General features: G+C 61.4%; 17 protein-coding genes. 7 read left to right on the top strand and 10 right to left on the bottom strand.

Translation table 11 applies throughout. The features are described from left to right. The first annotated feature begins 3 nt into the window (after positions 1-3). The 4 genes from ACZRN6_RS27265 to ACZRN6_RS27250 all read left to right on the top strand — a co-directional run bounded on the left by ACZRN6_RS27265 (position 4) and on the right by ACZRN6_RS27250 (position 3,611). The gene (locus ACZRN6_RS27265; RefSeq protein WP_322142645.1) at positions 4-1,083 is read left to right on the top strand and encodes a COX15/CtaA family protein; all 1,080 of its coding nucleotides are present in this window, start codon (positions 4-6) and stop codon (positions 1,081-1,083) included. After that, complete coding sequence (gene cyoE, locus ACZRN6_RS27260) at positions 1,071-1,970, top strand: heme o synthase (protein ID WP_464009275.1); 900 nt, start codon at positions 1,071-1,073, stop codon at positions 1,968-1,970. The genes ACZRN6_RS27265 and cyoE overlap by 13 nt, the downstream gene beginning before the upstream one ends. Then, on the top strand, positions 1,967-2,602 hold the full coding sequence (locus ACZRN6_RS27255) for an SCO family protein (protein WP_010168617.1): 636 nt from the start codon (positions 1,967-1,969) through the stop codon (positions 2,600-2,602). The genes cyoE and ACZRN6_RS27255 overlap by 4 nt, the downstream gene beginning before the upstream one ends. Positions 2,603-3,149: 547 nt before the next feature. Next, positions 3,150-3,611: a BRO-N domain-containing protein gene (locus ACZRN6_RS27250; RefSeq protein WP_464009274.1), complete on the top strand. Its 462-nt coding sequence runs from the start codon at positions 3,150-3,152 to the stop codon at positions 3,609-3,611. Positions 3,612-3,750: 139 nt separating this feature from the next. On the opposite strand, the gene ACZRN6_RS27245 is transcribed toward ACZRN6_RS27250, so the two are convergent. From ACZRN6_RS27245 to ACZRN6_RS27235, 3 genes are read right to left on the bottom strand one after another with little or no spacing between them, the layout of a single operon-like run. After that, positions 3,751-4,524, bottom strand: a complete 774-nt coding sequence (locus tag ACZRN6_RS27245) for a MetQ/NlpA family ABC transporter substrate-binding protein (RefSeq protein ID WP_464009273.1) — start codon at positions 4,522-4,524, stop codon at positions 3,751-3,753. 51 nt (positions 4,525-4,575) lie between these two features. Further along, positions 4,576-5,250, bottom strand: a complete 675-nt coding sequence (locus ACZRN6_RS27240) for a methionine ABC transporter permease (RefSeq protein WP_322142649.1) — start codon at positions 5,248-5,250, stop codon at positions 4,576-4,578. Then, on the bottom strand, positions 5,250-6,257 hold the full coding sequence (locus ACZRN6_RS27235; protein ID WP_003214829.1) for a methionine ABC transporter ATP-binding protein: 1,008 nt from the start codon (positions 6,255-6,257) through the stop codon (positions 5,250-5,252). Before ACZRN6_RS27235 ends, ACZRN6_RS27240 begins: the two co-directional genes overlap by 1 nt. Before the next feature lie 268 nt (positions 6,258-6,525). Between ACZRN6_RS27235 and katE the strand changes: the two genes are divergently transcribed. Continuing rightward, positions 6,526-8,667: a catalase HPII gene (gene katE, locus ACZRN6_RS27230; protein ID WP_464009272.1), complete on the top strand. Its 2,142-nt coding sequence runs from the start codon at positions 6,526-6,528 to the stop codon at positions 8,665-8,667. A gap of 100 nt (positions 8,668-8,767) precedes the next feature. On the opposite strand, the gene ACZRN6_RS27225 is transcribed toward katE, so the two are convergent. The 4 genes from ACZRN6_RS27225 to ACZRN6_RS27210 are packed head-to-tail and all read right to left on the bottom strand — an operon-like array spanning position 8,768 to position 11,573. Then, positions 8,768-9,487 carry a PA5502 family lipoprotein gene (locus ACZRN6_RS27225; RefSeq protein ID WP_322142651.1) on the bottom strand — a complete coding sequence of 240 codons (720 nt, stop codon included), beginning with the start codon at positions 9,485-9,487 and terminating at the stop codon, positions 8,768-8,770. A gap of 37 nt (positions 9,488-9,524) precedes the next feature. Beyond that, complete coding sequence (znuB, locus tag ACZRN6_RS27220) at positions 9,525-10,313, bottom strand: zinc ABC transporter permease subunit ZnuB (RefSeq protein WP_010168631.1); 789 nt, start codon at positions 10,311-10,313, stop codon at positions 9,525-9,527. Next, positions 10,306-11,091 carry a zinc ABC transporter ATP-binding protein ZnuC gene (gene znuC, locus ACZRN6_RS27215; protein ID WP_464009271.1) on the bottom strand — a complete coding sequence of 262 codons (786 nt, stop codon included), beginning with the start codon at positions 11,089-11,091 and terminating at the stop codon, positions 10,306-10,308. The genes znuB and znuC overlap by 8 nt, the downstream gene beginning before the upstream one ends. Next, a complete protein-coding gene (locus ACZRN6_RS27210) occupies positions 11,091-11,573 on the bottom strand; it encodes a Fur family transcriptional regulator (protein WP_416152051.1) in 483 nt (160 codons plus the stop codon). The genes znuC and ACZRN6_RS27210 overlap by 1 nt, the downstream gene beginning before the upstream one ends. Positions 11,574-11,631: 58 nt before the next feature. Between ACZRN6_RS27210 and ACZRN6_RS27205 the strand changes: the two genes are divergently transcribed. After that, positions 11,632-12,561 carry a zinc ABC transporter substrate-binding protein gene (locus tag ACZRN6_RS27205; protein WP_322142653.1) on the top strand — a complete coding sequence of 310 codons (930 nt, stop codon included), beginning with the start codon at positions 11,632-11,634 and terminating at the stop codon, positions 12,559-12,561. Positions 12,562-12,694: 133 nt separating this feature from the next. On the opposite strand, the gene ACZRN6_RS27200 is transcribed toward ACZRN6_RS27205, so the two are convergent. Both ACZRN6_RS27200 and ACZRN6_RS27195 read right to left on the bottom strand, forming a co-directional pair. Further along, positions 12,695-13,648 carry a homoserine kinase gene (locus ACZRN6_RS27200; RefSeq protein ID WP_464009270.1) on the bottom strand — a complete coding sequence of 318 codons (954 nt, stop codon included), beginning with the start codon at positions 13,646-13,648 and terminating at the stop codon, positions 12,695-12,697. Positions 13,649-13,704: 56 nt separating this feature from the next. Next, complete coding sequence (locus ACZRN6_RS27195; protein ID WP_322142655.1) at positions 13,705-13,995, bottom strand: DUF2782 domain-containing protein; 291 nt, start codon at positions 13,993-13,995, stop codon at positions 13,705-13,707. A gap of 74 nt (positions 13,996-14,069) precedes the next feature. Here ACZRN6_RS27195 and polA point away from each other — a divergent pair, with 74 nt between their 5' ends. Continuing rightward, positions 14,070-16,862, top strand: a complete 2,793-nt coding sequence (polA, locus tag ACZRN6_RS27190) for a DNA polymerase I (protein ID WP_464009269.1) — start codon at positions 14,070-14,072, stop codon at positions 16,860-16,862. 266 nt (positions 16,863-17,128) lie between these two features. Here the strand turns inward: polA and yihA are convergent, their stop codons facing one another. Further along, entirely contained in the window at positions 17,129-17,770 is a 642-nt protein-coding gene (yihA, locus tag ACZRN6_RS27185; protein WP_088426053.1) for a ribosome biogenesis GTP-binding protein YihA/YsxC, read from the bottom strand. Between the last annotated feature and the right edge of the window lie 105 nt (positions 17,771-17,875).

Below are 17,875 nucleotides of genomic sequence, written 5' to 3'. Positions count from 1 at the left end.
GTCATGGCCAAACCTGGATTTCGCCTCGCGCTGTTTGCCACCCTGCTGGCCCTGATCGTGGTGCTGCTGGGTGCCTATACCCGACTGACCCACGCGGGCCTCGGTTGCCCGGATTGGCCGGGTTGCTATGGCTTTATCAGCGTGCCGAAAAGCGAAGCCCAGTTGGCCCATGCCGAACTGCATTACCCGGACACGCCCGTCGAGGCGGACAAGGGCTGGAACGAGATGACCCACCGTTACTTCGCCGGGACGTTGGGGCTGCTGATCGTACTGCTGGCGGCGCGCGCCTGGACCCATCGGCATCATCCGGGGCAGCCGCTGAAGCTGCCGTTGTTCTTGCTGGCGGTGGTGTTCGCCCAGGCGGCGTTTGGCATGTGGACGGTGACGCTCAAGCTTTGGCCGCAGGTGGTCACCGGGCATTTATTGGGCGGGTTTGCGACGTTGAGCCTGCTGTTCTTGCTGACGCTGCGCCTGTCTGGCGTGTTGCCGGCGCTGATCGTGCCCAAGCGCTTGCAGTACTGGGCGACGGCCGGGCTGGTACTGGTGATCGGCCAGATTGCGCTGGGTGGATGGGTCAGTTCCAACTATGCGGCGGTGGCCTGTATCGACCTGCCAACCTGTCACGGCCAGTGGTGGCCGGCGGCGGACTTCGCCAATGGCTTCCACCTGACCCAGCATATCGGCCCCAATTACCTCGGCGGGCAACTGGACAGTGATGCGCGTACGGCGATTCACCTTACCCATCGGATTGGCGCGATGCTGGTCACCGTCGTGCTGCTCGGCCTGGCCTGGCAACTCAAGGTGGTCGGCATGACGCGCTTGGCCGGGCTGTTGCTGATCGCCCTGGCGGCGCAAATCTGCCTGGGGTTGAGCAACGTGTATTTCCACCTGCCGCTGCCGATAGCGGTTGCTCATAACGCCGGCGGCGCGGCGTTGCTGCTGACGCTGGTGCTGGTCAATTACCACGCCCGCACCAGCTTGGTCCGGGTGCGGCATCAGTTGCCGTTCGGCTGGCGCTTCAGCCCGCGTAAACACGTGTCGGGCCTCATGACCCTAAAAGGAGAGATGCCATGGCGACCTTGATCGGCGAGCGTCACAGCCAGGCGATCTGGCGTGACTACCTGGAGCTGACCAAGCCAAAAGTGGTGGTGCTGATGCTCATCACCTCGTTGGTGGGCATGTTCCTCGCCACGCGCGCCGGGGTGCCGTGGCCGGTGCTGATTTTCGGCAACCTGGGGATCGCCCTGTGTGCCGGTGGCGCGGCAGCGGTGAACCATGTGGTGGACCGGCGCATTGATGCGCTGATGGCGCGCACCCATAAACGGCCGCTGGCGCAAGGGCGCGTATCGCCCGCGGCGGCGCTGACGTTCGCGATGGTGTTGGCGGTGGCCGGGCTGGCGCTGTTGCTGGCGTTTACCAATCCATTGGCCGCGTGGCTGACCCTGGCTTCGCTGCTGGGCTATGCGGTGATCTACACCGGCTTTCTCAAGCGTGCGACGCCGCAGAACATCGTTATCGGCGGCCTTGCTGGCGCTGCGCCGCCGTTGCTGGGTTGGGTGGCGGTCACCGGCCACGTCAGCGCCGAGCCGTTGCTGCTGGTGCTGATCATCTTCGCCTGGACCCCGCCGCACTTCTGGGCCCTGGCCATTCACCGTAAAGAGGAATACGCCAAGGCCGACATCCCGATGCTGCCGGTGACCCACGGCGAGCATTACACCAAGGTGCATATCCTGCTCTACACCTTCGCCCTGCTGGCGGTCAGCCTGATGCCGTATGTGATCCACATGAGCGGCATGCTTTACCTGGTGTGCGCACTGGTGCTGGGCGGGCGCTTTCTGCAATGGGCCTGGGTGCTGTACCGTGGCAGTCGGCCGCACGCGGCGATCAACACCTTCAAGTACTCTATCGGGTACCTGTTCGCGCTGTTTATCGCCCTGCTCGTAGACCATTACCTATTGTTGAACCTATGACTCGAACTCAAAAAACTGTCTTCATTCTGGTGGCCATTGTCGCGTTGATCATGGGCCTGACCGTCAACAAAGTACTGAGTGGCAAAGGCCAGGGCGACCCTACCGCGCTGATCGACGCCGGCATCATCCTGCTGCCGCAAAGCCGCCAGTTGCCGCCCGTGACCATGACCAACCAGGACGGCCAGCCGGTGGTGGTCAACGAGCTGAAAGGCAAGTGGAGCGTGTTGTTCTTCGGCTACACCTTCTGCCCGGACATCTGCCCGACTACCCTCGCCCAGCTGCGTCAGATCAAGAGCGAGCTGCCGAAAGACGTGGTGGATAAGTTGCAGGTGATTTTGGTCAGCGTTGACCCGAATCGTGATACGCCGGCGCAGCTTAAACAGTACCTGGGCTACTTTGATCCACAGTTTGAAGGCCTGACCGGCGCGAATGTGGAGGATGTGCAGAAGGTTTCGAACGCGGTGAGCATTCCGTTTATTCCAGCGGACACCAGCAAGCCCAACTACACCGTCGACCACAGCGGCAACCTGGCGCTGATCGGGCCCGATGGGACGCAGCGCGGGTTTATCCGGGCGCCGTTGAACAACCAGAAGCTGGTGGCGCAATTTCCGGGGTTGTTGCAGCGTAAGTAAGCCTGTCACTTGTCGTGCTGGCACCATGGCGCAACTGTGGGAGCTGGCTTGCTGTGGTGAGGGGGCTTGCTGTGGTGAGGGGGCTTGTCCCCCGTCGGGTTCACCGCAGATTGATGGGGCTGCTTCGCAGCCCAGCGCGGGGCAAGCCCGCTCACCACAGCAAGCTCGCTCACCACAGTAAGCCCGTTCATCACAGTAAGCGCGCTCCCACATGGGTTATGTGGACGGCATTGAAGCTATGTCGTCGGACTTTTCCCGCAACGTGTAGCGGTTGGCGCGAACTTGTTTGGCGTGCGTCGACTGACTAGTCTTTGCCCTGTCGCTGCAAATTCAGTGACAGGGTGTGGAAGCCCTTATATCGTTAGGCGCACAAAGCGCCACCTAGAGTCAGGCGCTTTTTATCGTCTGTGTTTTATGGTGGTTGTGCGCGGGGCGCTTTCGAGCGCGCCGGGTGCCTAACGTCCCGGTCTTCCACACCTGCGTACAGCCGCCACCCATTACGTGGAAGTAGTGCTTGGCGGCCCCTCAATACGTTAGGAGCCAGACCATGACAACACTTACCCCAGACCCACCCTGCACCCCCGAAGTCTTCACCCGCCATCACCAGCAACTGCACGCCATCCTCATCGATGCCCAAGCCTGGTTCAGCGCCCGCGACATTGGCCACCTGATGGGCCTGCATCTCAACGAAGCCTTGCTGCGCAAGCTCGATCCTGACCAACAACAAACATTAACCGCGACCACTCACGGTCACGCTGCACCCACCCTGATGCTCAGCGAATCAGGCGTGTACGCGATGTTGATCTATCACTACTGCCCCGAAAATCGCGCCCTGCGCCAATGGCTGACTCACGAAGTGGTGCCGGCCCTGCGCGGCAAACAGCAGGCAAGCGAAAGCCCGGCCCTGAGTTGGCTGGCCTGGTCGACGGTGAGTTTGAGTGTGTTGCAGTGGCGCAATGAGCCGTGGATCCGGCTGCGGGATATGCCCAAGGTGTTGCCGGGCGTGTAGCGCTTGAAACTGTAGGAGCTGGCTTGCCTGCGATACAGGCGGCGCGGTGTTACTGATACACCGCAGCGATGCCATCGCTGGCAAGCCAGCTCCTACATTTGATCTCCAGTGTTTGGGAGATCGGGTTTTCAGCTTTAGATCAGAACGCCGGCAGGATCGCGCCTTTGTACTTCTCGAGAATGAACGCTTTCACTTGCGGGGTGTGCAGGGCTGCAACCAGCTTCTTCACCGCATCCGAATCCTTGTTGTCTTCGCGGGTTACCAGGATGTTCACGTAAGGCGAGTCGTTGCCTTCGATCACCAGTGCGTCCTTGGACGGGTCCAGCTTGGCTTCCAGCGCGTAGTTGGTGTTGATCAGCGCCAGGTCGACCTGGGTCAGCACGCGCGGCAGGGTGGCGGCTTCCAGTTCGCGGAATTTCAGGTTTTTCGGGTTTTCGGTGATGTCCTTGATGGTCGACAGGATGTTGGTCGGGTCCTTCAGGGTGATCAGCTTGCTGTTGGCCAGCAGCAACAGCGCACGGCCACCGTTGGTGGCGTCGTTCGGGATCACGACGTTGGCGCCGCTTGGCAGGTCTTCGAGCTTTTTGTACTTGCTGGAGTAGGCGCCCAGAGGCTCCAGGTGCACGGCACCCACGCTTACCAAGTGAGTGCCCTTGGCTTTGTTGAACTCATCCAGGTACGGCTGGTGCTGGAAGAAGTTCGCATCCAGGCGCTTTTCGGCCACCTGTACGTTTGGCTGAACGTAGTCGGTGAAGACTTTGACTTGCAGGTCCACGCCTTCTTTGGCCAGGGCCGGCTTCACGAATTCGAGGATTTCAGCGTGCGGCACCGGCGAGGCGGCCACGGTGATGGTTTCGGCGGCGTGGGCGGAAAACGCAGCAACGGCGGCGAAAGCAACCAGTAGTTTTTTCATTCAACAAGCTCCTTGTTCGGGTATTGGCCGGCTTCGCGCCGGCAATAGCCGTTATTTTCGAGAAAAGTGCACCACCAGCTTGTCGCCGACGGTTTGCAGAATTTGCACCAGGATCAACAGCATCACCACGGTGACCACCATTACGTCGGTCTGGAAGCGTTGATAGCCGAAACGGATCGCCAGGTCACCCAAGCCACCGGCACCGACCACACCGGCCATGGCCGTGTAGGAAACCAGTGTAATAGCCGTCACCGTAATCGCCGCGAAGATGCCGGGGCGGGCTTCGGGCAGCAAGGCGTTGGTGATGATCTGCCGGGTAGTCGCGCCCATGGCCTGGGTTGCTTCGATAATCCCGCGGTCCACTTCACGCAGCGCAGTTTCCACCAGGCGCGCAAAGAACGGCGTGGCACCCACTACCAGCGGCGGAATCGCACCGGCAACACCCAGCGAGGTGCCGGTGATCAGCACGGTGAACGGGATCATCACGATCAGCAGGATGATGAACGGCAGCGAGCGCAGGATGTTCACGATCAGCGACAGCAAGGCGTACAGGTTCTTTTGTTCGAACAGTTGGCGCGGGCTGCACAGGAACAACAGCACGCCCAGCGGCAAGCCGAGCAACACGGTGAACAGCAGCGAGCCGAACAGCATGGTCATGGTGTCGCCGGTGGCGAGCAAAATTTCCGACCAGTCGATATTTGAGAAAAAGCTCAACAGGATTTCCATTAGCGCAGCACCTCCATATGGACGTCTGCCGCGGTGAAGGCGGCGAACGCGGCCTCCATGTCGCCACCGGTGACGGCGAGGGTCAGTTGCCCGTAGGGAATGTCTTTGATGCGGTCGATACGACCGGCGAGGATGCTGTAGTCCACACCCGTGTCGCGGGCGACGGTACCCAGCAGCGGCGCGTAGGTCGCTTCGCCCTGGAACGTAAGGCGCACGATGCGACCCGGCACGTGAGCGAAGTCATCACGCTGCTCGCCTTCGTCAACCTGCTCGGACTCTTGCACAAAGCGCTTGGTGGTCGGGTGCTTGGGATGCAGGAACACGTCGGCGACGGTGCCTTGCTCGACGATCACGCCGGCATCCATCACGGCCACGTGGTCGCAGACTCGGCGGATCACGTCCATTTCATGCGTGATCAGCACGATGGTCAGCTTCAGCTCACGGTTAATCTCGGCCAGCAGTTGCAACACCGAGGCCGTGGTTTGCGGGTCGAGGGCGCTGGTGGCTTCGTCGCACAGCAGGATCTTTGGCTTGGTGGCCAGGGCGCGGGCAATGCCGACGCGCTGCTTCTGGCCGCCCGACAACTGCGCCGGGTACTTCTTGGCGTGGTCGGACAGGCCGACCCGGGCCAGTAGTTCGGCCACGCGCAGGTCGATCTCCTTGCGCGACAGCTCGCCCGCCAGCGTCAGCGGCAGCGCCACGTTGTCGGCGACAGTCTTGGAGGCCAGCAGGTTGAAGTGCTGGAAGATCATCCCGACCTGTTGCCGGAAACGGCGCAGGCCGTTGGCATCCAGGGCGGTGACTTCTTCGTCATCGACCTTGATCTGGCCGCCACTGGGTTGCTCCAGGCGGTTGATCAGACGCAGCAAAGTACTTTTTCCCGCACCGGAATGGCCGATCAGACCAAACACCTGGCCATTTTCGACGCGCAGGTTGGTGGGATGCAGCGCGGGGATATCCTTACCGGCGACCCGGTAGGTTTTATGGACGTTATGAAACTCGATCACGTAGCGAACCTTGTGGGGCGCATTAAAAAGGGATCAGCGGTTAGCCGGGCGCGCATTTTAGCCTGTCCGTATAGCGTTTCTTAGCATTTATTTCGCATCCGACCAGCGATTTGGCAATAACGCGATCAAAGGTCATAAAAAAGGAACGGTACAAAACAGCGCCAGTCATTACTTAAGCAACTCGAAATTCCCGGGTGCCGTGCCCGGGGTTTTGCTCAAGAAGAGCCGGGGATCGCTCTGGCCTACGCAAACGAGGAGTTTTTGTCTGATGAGCACTAAAAAGCCAGTCACCCCGCCCAAGAGCGAACTTGCGGGTACCGACACTCTGGACCGTGGCAACACCAACGCCAAGCTGCAAAGCCTGGAAACATTTCGCTCTGACGCGACCGGCCAGGCCCTGCGCACGAACCAGGGCGTGAAGGTTTCCGATAACCAGAACAGCTTGAAGGTCGGCTCGCGTGGTCCTTCGCTGCTGGAAGACTTCATCATGCGTGAGAAAATCACGCACTTTGACCATGAGCGCATTCCGGAACGCATCGTCCATGCCCGTGGCACCGGCGCCCATGGTTATTTCCAGACTTATGACAACCATTCGGCGCTGACCAAGGCCGGGTTCCTGCGTAACCCCGAGCATAAAACTCCGGTATTCGCACGTTTCTCCACGGTGCAGGGGCCTCGCGGCTCGGGCGATACCGTGCGTGACGTACGTGGCTTTGCCGTGAAGTTCTTCACCGACGAAGGCAACTTCGACCTGGTGGGTAACAACATGCCGGTATTTTTCATTCAGGACGCGATCAAGTTTCCTGACTTCGTGCATGCGGTAAAACCTGAGCCACATAACGAAATTCCTACGGGTGGCTCGGCTCACGATACGTTCTGGGATTTTGTCTCGCTGCAGCCGGAGTCGGCGCACATGGTGATCTGGGCCATGTCTGACCGGGCGATTCCAAAAAGCCTGCGCACCATGCAGGGTTTTGGCGTGCACACCTTCCGTCTGGTGAACGCCGAGGGTAAATCCAACTTCGTCAAATTCCACTGGCGGCCTACGGTCGGCACCTGTTCCCTGGTGTGGGACGAGGCGCAGAAGCTTGCGGGCAAAGACACTGACTTCCACCGTCGCGACCTGTGGGAATCCATCGAAGGTGGCGATTACCCGGAATGGGAATTGGGCGTGCAGATTATCGCCGAGGAGGACGAGCACAAATTTGACTTCGACATCCTCGACCCGACCAAGCTGATCCCCGAAGAGCTGGTGCCGATCACGCCGCTGGGCAAGATGGTGCTCAACCGTAACCCGGACAACTACTTTGCCGAGACCGAGCAAGTGGCGTTCTGCCCGGGGCATATCGTGCCGGGTATCGACTTCTCCAATGACCCGCTGCTGCAAGGTCGTCTGTTTTCCTACACAGACACGCAGATCAGCCGACTGGGTGGGCCGAACTTTCACGAGCTACCGATCAACCGGCCGGTCGCGCCGTTTCATAACGGCCAGCGTGATGCCATGCACCGCACCACGATCGACAAGGGTCGCGCCTCCTATGAGCCGAACTCGATTGATGGCGGTTGGCCGAAAGAGACTCCGCCGGCTGCCGAAGACGGTGGTTTCGAGACGTACCCGGAGCGAATCGATGCCCACAAGATCCGTGAGCGCAGTGAGTCGTTTGGCGATCACTTCTCCCAGGCGCGGTTGTTTTTCCGCAGCATGAGCAAGCACGAGCAGGAGCACATCATCGCGGCCTACAGCTTCGAGCTGGGCAAGGTGGAACGCGAGTTTATCCGGGCGCGCCAAGTGAACGAGATCCTCGCCAACATCGACTTGGAGCTGGCCAAGCGTGTGGCGCAGAACCTTGGCTTGCCGGCGCCGAAGAAAGGCACGGTGCCGGAGCGCAAGACGTCTCCAGAACGTTCGCCGGCGTTGAGCCAGGCCAACTTGCTCTCGGGTGATATCAGGACCCGTAAGGTTGCGATTCTGGCCGCGAACGGCGTTGATGGTGCGGCGATTGCTGCCTTGAAGGCGGCGCTGGAAGCCGAGGGCGCGCACGCGAAGCTGCTGGGGCCTACATCGGCACCGGTGACGACGGCGGATGGCAAGAGCCTGCCGGTGGATGCGTCCATGGAAGGTTTGCCGTCGGTGGCATTTGATGCGGTGTTTGTGCCGGGCGGCGCCAAGTCGGTGCAGGCGTTGAGCGGCGATGGCGTGGCGTTGCATTACCTGCTGGAGGCATACAAGCACTTGAAGGCGATTGCCTTGGCCGGTGAGGCGAAGCAATTGCTGGATGTGCTCAAGCTTGAGGCGGATGCGGGGTTGATCGTGGGCGGTGATGCGAAGGCGTTGAAGGCGTTTTTTGCAGCGATTGCCCAGCATCGGGTCTGGGATCGGGAGCCGAAGGCTAAAGCTGTTCCGGCTTAAGTTATGGGTGGTTTGTTAGGCCGCTATCGCAGGCAAGCCAGCTCCCACACTTGAATGTGTTCACAGTTCAAAGTGTGGGAGCTGGCTTGCCTGCGATGCTTTATTCGGCTTTGCGCGGAACCAGTACCACCTGCGCCGGGACCTTCTTCAGGATCTGCCGGTGAATCTTCAGGTCATACCCCGAATCGATACGCTTCACCCGTTTGGTCAGCAGCGTGGCCAGCCATGGGTAATCTTCGGTGCGCGGCGCCTGGATGCTCACATCGCACTGGTAATTCACCACATCGGTGGCGATTTCATCCAGTTGATGGCGCAGCGCCTCGATATCGGTGAGGTTCAGCGCAACCGTGGTGCTAGGCGCCGCAGGGTCGATGACCTTGGCCGGCGGCTTGGCTTCAGCCGCTTTTAAGGCAGCCTCGGCTTTATCCAACTCGACTTTGCGGGCGTGGGCGATCGCGCTGTTGACGCCACCGGTCAGTGCCGGCGCCTTGGGCATCAATGCCCGGGCGCGGCTCAGGGCCGTGGCGGCAGCGTTGACGTCGCCTTTTTGCAGCACGATCTGGCTACGCTGCAAGTAGGCTTCGGCCAGTTGGCGCTGATAAGGCTCCAGCGCCGGGTCGTTGGGCGATTGGGCCTGCAAGGCGGCCAGTTCGTCTTCGGCGGTGGCCAGTTCACTGCTGGCGAGGTTTTGCTGCAGCTGTGCGATGGCGGCAGCGCGTGCGTCCGGGGCCTCTGGGGCGGCGGGCGGGGTGCTTTGGCAGGCGCCCAGCAGCAAGGAAAATGCGGCAAGGAGCAGATAACGGGCGTTGGACAGCTTCATTCCTGCGACTCTCTAATTGCGCAAAAAGCGAGCAAGTCTACACCCCACGACGGGGCAGGACAAAACTCAGCAGAAACAGGGCGGCCGCCGTGACCACAATCGACGGCCCGGCCGGGGTGTCTTTGAACCAGGACAACGCCAGGCCACCACACACGGCCAGCATCCCCAACAGGCTCGCGCCAACCGCCATTTGCTCCGGCGAGCGGGCGTGACGCTGGGCCGCAGCTGCAGGGATGATCAGCAGCGATGTGATCAACAATACGCCGACAATCTTCATCGCGACAGCAATCACCACCGCGATCAGCAGCATCAGGGTCATGCGCAGGGCCGCCACCGGCAAGCCTTCGACGGTGGCCAGTTCTTCGTGGACGGTGATCGCCAGGAGCGGCCGCCACAGCGTCACCAGCAACACCAGCACCGCCGCGCTGCCGCCCAGAATCCAGGCCAGGTCAGTGGGGCTGATCGCCAGCAGGTCACCGAACAGGTAGGCCATCAGGTCGATGCGTACTTCGTGCATGAAGCTCAACACCACCAGGCCCAACGACAGGGTGCTTGGCGCCAGGATGCCCAGCAACGTATCGGAGGCCAGTGGCTGGCGCTGTTGCAGGGTCACCAGCAGCACCGCCAGCAGCAGGCAGCCGACGGTGACGGCGATGGTGGGGCTCACATCCAGCAGAAAGCCCATGGCCACGCCCAGCAGCGCGGCGTGGGACAGGGTGTCGCCAAAATAGGCCATGCGCCGCCAGACCACGAACGAGCCCAGCGGGCCCGCCACCAGCGCCAAAGCCAAGCCTGCCAGCAGGGCGTAGAGCAGAAAATCAGCCATGCTTGCAGCTATCTCCATGAACGTGGGTATGAGGGGCGGCGGGGTCATCGACTACGGCGCCATGCAGGTCATGGGCGTGGTCGTGATGGTGATGATAAATAGCCAGGCTCTGGGCGTTCTTGCCGAACAACTCGACGAAGGCCGGGTCGCCGCTGACCTGTTCCGGGTGGCCGGAGCAGCACACGTGGCGATTGAGGCACACCACCTGGTCGGTGGTGCTCATCACCAGGTGCAAGTCGTGGGAGACCATCAGCACGCCGCAGCCGTGGCGGTCGCGCAGGCGGGTGATCAGGCTGTACAGCTCGGCCTGGCCGGCCACATCGACGCCTTGCACAGGTTCATCCAGCACCAGCAGTTGCGGTTCGCGCAACAGGGCGCGGGCCAGCAGTACGCGCTGCATTTCGCCGCCGGAGATGCTTTGCACCGGGCTGTCGATCACCTGTTCGGCGCCGACTTCCTTGAGGGCCGACTGCGCGCGGGCGCGGTCAACACCGGGCACCAGGCGCAGGAAGCGCAGCACCGACAAGGGCAAGGTCGGGTCCACATGCAGCTTTTGTGGCATGTACCCAACCCGTAGCTTCGGCTTGCGCCACACGCTGCCGCTGTCGGGCTTGAGCAGGCCAAGTACGGCGCGCACCAGGGTGGTCTTGCCGGCGCCGTTGGGGCCGATCAGGGTGACGATCTGCCCCGGCTCGACGCTCAGGTCGATGTTGTCCAGCACGTTTTGCCCGGCGAACGTGACCCCGACCTGCTCCAGGCGGATTAACGCAGTGCTCATCAAGCCCCCTGGCAGCCCGAGCACACACCGACCACTTCGACGGTTTGCCCTTCGACCCTGAAGCCGACGTCGCCGGCGCTCTTGATGATGCTGTCGCTGATGCTTTTTTGCTCAAGTTCGATGGCGGCGTGGCATTCGCGGCAAATCAGGAACTGGCCCTGGTGCGCGTGTTCCGGGTGGTTGCAGCCGACAAAGGCGTTGAGTGACGAGATGCGGTGCACCAGGCCGTTGTCCAGCAGGAAGTCCAGCGCGCGGTACACCGTAGGCGGCGCGGCGCGACGGCCGTCTTGCTCGCTGAGCACGCCGAGGATGTCGTAGGCACCCAGCGGCTTATGGCTTTGCCACACCAGCTCCAGCACCCGGCGACGCAGGGCGGTCAGGCGCAGGCCTTGGCGCGCACACAGGGCGTCGGCTTCTGACAGCGCGCTGTGCACGCAGTGAGAGTGGTCGTGGGGACGGCTGGCAAGCGGTGTTTTAGGCATGAGCGGCGACAGATATTTGTGAGAGACGTTATTATGTTACCTGTTCCTGCCTCCTTGAGTGGTCATCGTGTCCAGACTTTTTCCCGTTTTTGTCGTATTTGTCACCAGTTTGTTGCTTGCCGGTGCCGCTCAGGCGCAGGTTCGGGTGCTGACCAGCATCAAACCGCTGCAACTGATTGCCGCCGCCGTGCAGGACGGCGTGGCGATTCCCGAGGTGTTGCTACCGCCGGGCGCTTCGCCGCATAACTATGCGTTGCGCCCATCCGACGTACGGCGTGTGCAGTCGGCAGACCTGCTGTATTGGATCGGCCCGGACATGGAAAGCTTCCTGCCGCGTGTTTTGAAAGGTCGCACCTTGCCGACGGTGGCGGTGCAGGACCTTGCGGGGATGAAACTGCGTCGGTTCACCGAAGATAGCCACTCCCATGCTGAAGATGCCGACGAACACGACCATGATCATCGCCCCGGCAGCCTGGACGCGCACTTGTGGTTGTCGACCGTCAACGCTCGGGTGATCGCCAATCGTATGGCGGCGGACCTCAGCGCTGCCGACCCGGCGAATGCCGAGCGTTATCAGAGCAACGTGAAGGCCTTTGATGGTCGCTTGGATGCACTGGATGTACGCTTGAAAGCGCGCATGGCGGATGTCGCCGGCAAGCCATACTTTGTGTTCCATGAAGCATTCGATTACTTCGAAGATGCCTACGGCCTCAAGCACACCGGTGTGTTCAGTGTTGCCGCAGAGGTGCAGCCGGGCGCGCAGCATGTGGCGGCGATGCGCACGCGCTTGCAGGAAGTGGGCAAGACCTGCGTGTTCAGCGAGCCACCGTTGCGCCCGCGCCTGGCGGAAACGCTGGTGGCGGGTTTGCCGGTGAAGCTGGCGGAGCTGGATGCGTTGGGCGGCTACACGCCGGCCTCCGCCCAGGGTTATGAGCAGGTGCTGGAGAAGCTGGGAAATGACCTGGCCGGGTGCCTGGAGTCGTTGTAAGGCTCAGTGAAGATCAACTGTGGGAGCTGGCTTGCCTGCGATAGCGGTGTGTCAGTTATCACAGAGTCAACTGGCCCACCGCTATCGCAGGCAAGCCAGCTCCCACACTGACCGCGCACGACCGGATTATTGCTTACAACGCGAACGGCAGCGGGGTCTTGACCTGCTGGCGTTGCGCCAGACGCACTTGAAACTCGCGCGGGTCGTGAATCAGCACGTCCTGACCGGCAAACGACTCTGCGGCAATCAGGCGTGACAGCCAGAACCGCACACAGGCCACTCGCAGCATGGTCGGCCACAGCTCCGCTTCCTTGGCCGTAAACGGTCGCAAGCCCGCATAAGCCCCCAGCAACGCCCGCGCCCGCTGGCCGTCGATCACGCCTTCGGCGTCCGAGCACCAGTCGTTCAGGGCGATCGCCACGTCGTACAGCATCGGCCCCGAGCAGGCGTTATAGAAGTCGATCAGCCCGGTCAGGTGGGTGCCTTCGAACATCGCGTTGTCGCGAAACAGGTCGGCGTGGATGTTCGCCCGGGGCAGCGCGAGGATCTGTGCCTTGTGCGCCTCGATTTCATCCAGCGCGGCTTGCAGAAGGTGCTGTTGGTCCGCATCAAGGTGCGAAATCAGTTGCGCGCCTTCGTTGAGCATCCAGTCCAGGCCGCGATCGGTCTTGCGTTCCAGCACCTTCTCGCCCTGGGTGGCGATGTGCAGGTGGCCGAGCAGTTCGCCCACTTGCACGCAATGCTGGGCATTGGCGTCCTTGATGTGCTTGCCCGCCAGGCGCGGTTGCAGCAGCGCCGGCTTGCCGGCCAACTCGCGCAAGGCCACGCCGTCGGTGGTGCGCAGGGCATAAGGCACCGGCAGGTCGGCGTCGTGGAGCACGTCCAGCAGTTCGATGAAGAACGGCATTTCCTGTACGGGGCCGCGTTCAACCAGGGTCAGGACGAACTCGCCCTGTTCCAGGCTGATGAAGAAATTGGTGTTTTCACTACCAGCGGCAATCCCCTGGAAATCAAGCAGGCGGCCGAGCCCATAAGGGGCGAGAAAGGTTTCCAGCTCGGGCCGAGCCAGGGGGGTGAACACAGACATGGTTAAAACTGCCGTTACGGGCGCTGCCGTGGGCAGCGCCGATTAAAGTTAAGAAATCATTTCCATTCGAAGATCTTCCATGACGGGATCAGCATATCCGGCTGGTCAGAGCGGATGAAGTTCGCATCGGTTCCGTCCGCGCGCACCAGGAAGTAAGGCGGGAAGCCTTTCTGGGTCACTTTGATCGCGTACAGGAAGCCATTCTGGCGGTATTCCTGAATGGTCTTGTCGCCCTCCGTGCGGATGGTGACCTCCGGATCTGCCGAAGGAGCACCGTCGGCTGCCGTGGCGGCCAGCGGAAGGAATGCAATCAAGCCGGTCAACAACAGGCGATTCACTGTACGCATGATAACCTTGTCCCTTTGTCGTCATTGGTCCGGCTATTCTAGCGCCTGACCCGCCGAAAAGGTTGATCCTGCTCATGAGCCAAGCCCCCCTCGTCCTGGTGGACGGTTCTTCTTACCTGTACCGCGCCTTTCACGCGCTGCCACCGCTCACCACGTCCAAAGGCCTGCCTACCGGCGCGGTCAAGGGCGTGTTGAACATGCTCAAAAGCCTGCGCAAGCAGTACCCGAACAGCCCGTTCGCGGTGGTGTTCGACGCCAAGGGCGGCACATTTCGCGATGAGCTGTACGCCGAATACAAGGCCAACCGCGCGAGCATGCCGGATGACATGCGCGTGCAGATCGAGCCGCTGCACCAGAGCGTGATCGCCCTGGGCTTCCCGCTGCTGTGCGTCGAAGGCGTTGAGGCGGATGACGTGATCGGCACCCTGGCCCGCAGCAGCGCGGCCGCTGACCGGCCGGTGGTGATTTCCACCGGCGACAAGGACATGGCGCAACTGGTCGACGGGCACATTACCTTGGTCAATACCATGACCGGTAGCGCCATGGACGTTGAGGGCGTGAAGGAGAAATTCGGTGTCGCTCCCGAGCAGATCATCGACTACTTGGCGCTGATGGGCGATTCGTCCGACAACATCCCGGGCGTTCCAGGCATTGGTCCGAAGACGGCTTCCGGCTTGCTGGTGGGCGTCAACGGCGGTTTGAAGGAGCTCTACGAGCAACTCGATATCGTGCCGACCCTGCCGATTCGTGGCGCCAAGACCCTGGCCGCCAAGCTCGAAGAGCACAGGGCGAGTGCGTTCCTGTCCTACGAGTTGGCGACGATCAAGATCGACGTGCCGCTGGATGTGGGCCTCAACGATTTGCATCTGATCGAGCCGGACCGCGAGAAGCTGCTGGAGCTGTACACGCTGCTGGAGTTCAAGAGCTGGATTGACGAGATTCAGCGCGATGCCAAGCGGGTTGAGTTGAGCGCCGCTCCGTCGGACGCTGCCGCTGAGGCCGCGGTTGAGACGATCGCGCCGGTGTCTGTGGAGCCGGTGTACGAAACCATCCTCACCCAGGCCCAATTCGATGGGTGGCTGAAGAAGCTCAACGACGCCAAGCTGTTTGCCTTTGATACCGAAACCACCGGGATCGACGCTCAAAAAGCGCAACTGGTGGGTGTGTCGTTTGCCGTGCAGGCCCACGAAGCCGCCTACATTCCGCTGACCCACTCCTACATCGGCGTGCCGGAACAGTTGGACCGGGACACCGTGCTGCTGGCCCTGAAACCGCTGCTCGAAGACCCGGAAAAACTCAAGGTCGGCCAGCACGCCAAGTTCGACATGAATATCCTGGCTAATTGCGCCATCGGCGGCGACCCGGCACACGGCATCACCGTGCGCGGCATCGCCTTCGACACCATGCTCGAATCCTACGTGCTGAACTCGGTTGCGACTCGCCACGACATGGACAGTCTGGCGAAGAAGTATCTGGACTACGACACCGTCAGCTTCCAGGACATCGCCGGCAAGGGCGCCAAGCAGCTGACCTTTGACCAGATTGCCCTTGAACAGGCCGGCCCTTACGCGGCGGAAGACGCGGATGTGACCCTGCGCTTGCACCAGGAGCTGCATAAGCAACTCTGTGCGATTCCTGCCTTGGCCAGCGTTGTGTCCGACATCGAGATGCCGCTGGTGCCGGTGCTGGCGCGTATTGAGCGCCAGGGTGCCCTGGTGGATGCTGCGTTGCTGGGTATCCAGAGCATCGAGCTGGGCAACAAGATGGTCGATCTGGAACGCCAGGCCTACGAAATCGCCGGCGAGGAGTTCAATCTCGGCTCGCCCAAGCAACTGGGCGCGATTCTTTACGAGAAGCTCGGGCTGCCGGTGCTGAAGAAGACCGGCAAGGGCCAGGCTTCGACGGCCGAGGAAGTGTTGGCCAAGCTGGCTGAAGATGACTACCCGCTGCCGAAAGTGCTGATGCAGTACCGCAGCATGAGCAAGCTGAAAAGCACCTACACCGACCGCCTGCCGGAGCAGATCAACCCACGCACCGGGCGCGTTCACACGTCCTATCACCAGGCCGTCGCGGCTACCGGGCGCCTGTCCTCCAGCGATCCGAACCTGCAGAACATTCCGGTGCGTACCGCCGAAGGCCGGCGCATCCGCCAGGCATTTGTCGCGCCTAAGGGCTACAAGCTGCTGGCGGCGGACTATTCGCAGATCGAGCTGCGCATCATGGCGCATTTGTCCAAGGACCAAGGGTTGCTGAATGCGTTCCGCGACGACCTCGATGTGCACACCGCCACGGCGGCCGAGGTGTTCAAGGTTGAATTGACCGAGGTCACGTCCAATCAGCGTCGCAGTGCCAAGGCGATCAACTTTGGCCTGATCTATGGCATGGGCGCTCAGAAGCTGGGCAAGGATATTGGCGTCGACACCAAGACCGCCAAGGCCTACATCGACGTGTATTTCGCCCGCTACCCAGGGGTTCGCGAGTACATGGAGCGCACCCGCGCGCAGGCGGCGGACCAGGGCTACGTGGAAACGCTGTTCGGGCGCCGCCTGTACTTGCCCGAGATCAACTCCAACAAGCCTCAGGAGCGTGCTGGCGCCGAGCGTACGGCGATCAACGCGCCGATGCAGGGCACGGCGGCCGATATCATCAAGAAGGCCATGGTGAAGGTCGACAACTGGCTGACGGCCTCGGGCCTGGACGCCAAGGTCATCCTTCAGGTGCACGATGAATTGGTGCTGGAGGTGCGTGAGGACCTGGTGGCTGAAGTCAGCGCGAAGATTCGTGAGCACATGAGCGATGCGGCGAAGCTGGATGTGCCGTTGGTGGTGGACGTCGGCGTGGGCGACAACTGGGACGAGGCGCACTAGGCCTGGGGCTTGGGCCGCGGCGTGATGCCGCGGCAGCGCTTTAGATCGGAAAGCGCGACGGGTTATTTCCAATAGTTTTTTGAACGTGCCGGAACTTAACCCATGAAATGTGACTCAGAGTTACTGAATGGGTGGTGAAGCCCTTCAATGCTCCTATGTTGTGTTAAGTGTTGGCAGATATCTGGACCCCGCCCTAGCGGTCCGGAACTTGGACCCCGAACTTCCCCTCCCCATACGAAGTCCGGGGTTTTTTTTGCCCCGGGTTTTTACTCGGCGACCTCCGAACCCTTGTCAGCCAGTTCCATCCAGCCTGCCAGTACGGTGTAAGCGTCTTCCAGGCCCAGGCGTTTTGGCGCCGAGAACAGCTGGATGGTCACGGCATCGCCCCAACCTTTGCGAATATCCGCCTGCACTTTGAGCAGGGTGTTTTTCGCTGCGCCGTAGGTCAGCTTGTCGGCCTTGGTCAGCAGGATGTGCATCGGCATGCCGCTGGCGACGGCCCAATCGAGCATCAACAGGTCGAAGTCGGTCATTGGATGACGGATGTCCATCATCAGAATCAAACCCTTCAAACTCTCCCGGCCACCCAGATAGGCTTCCAGGTGACGCTGCCAGTGCAGCTTCAGCGGGATGGGTACTTTTGCGTAACCGTAGCCCGGAAGGTCGACCAGACGTCGATCATCGTCTAGCTTGAAGAAGTTGAGGAGCTGTGTGCGCCCCGGGGTTTTCGAGGTGCGCGCTAGGCTGGCGTGGGTCAGGGTGTTCAGCGCGCTGGATTTACCGGCGTTGGAACGGCCGGCGAATGCGACTTCGAAGCCTGCGTCATCGGGGCATTGGTCGACTTTGGCGGCGCTGAGCATGAAGGTGGACTGTTGGCACAGGCCGAGGATGGGATTCTTGAGTTGCATGAGTTTTCCGATGTGGGCGGTGCCGGGAATGGGTGCGGCAAGCGGTGTCGTTTCCGTTTCAGTAGCGCCAGTATATAATGCCGCAGATTTTGTGTGTGCTTTGTC

This window comes from Pseudomonas sp. A125 (assembly GCF_055409485.1).
This window is presented reverse-complemented; position numbering and strand designations above follow the sequence as displayed.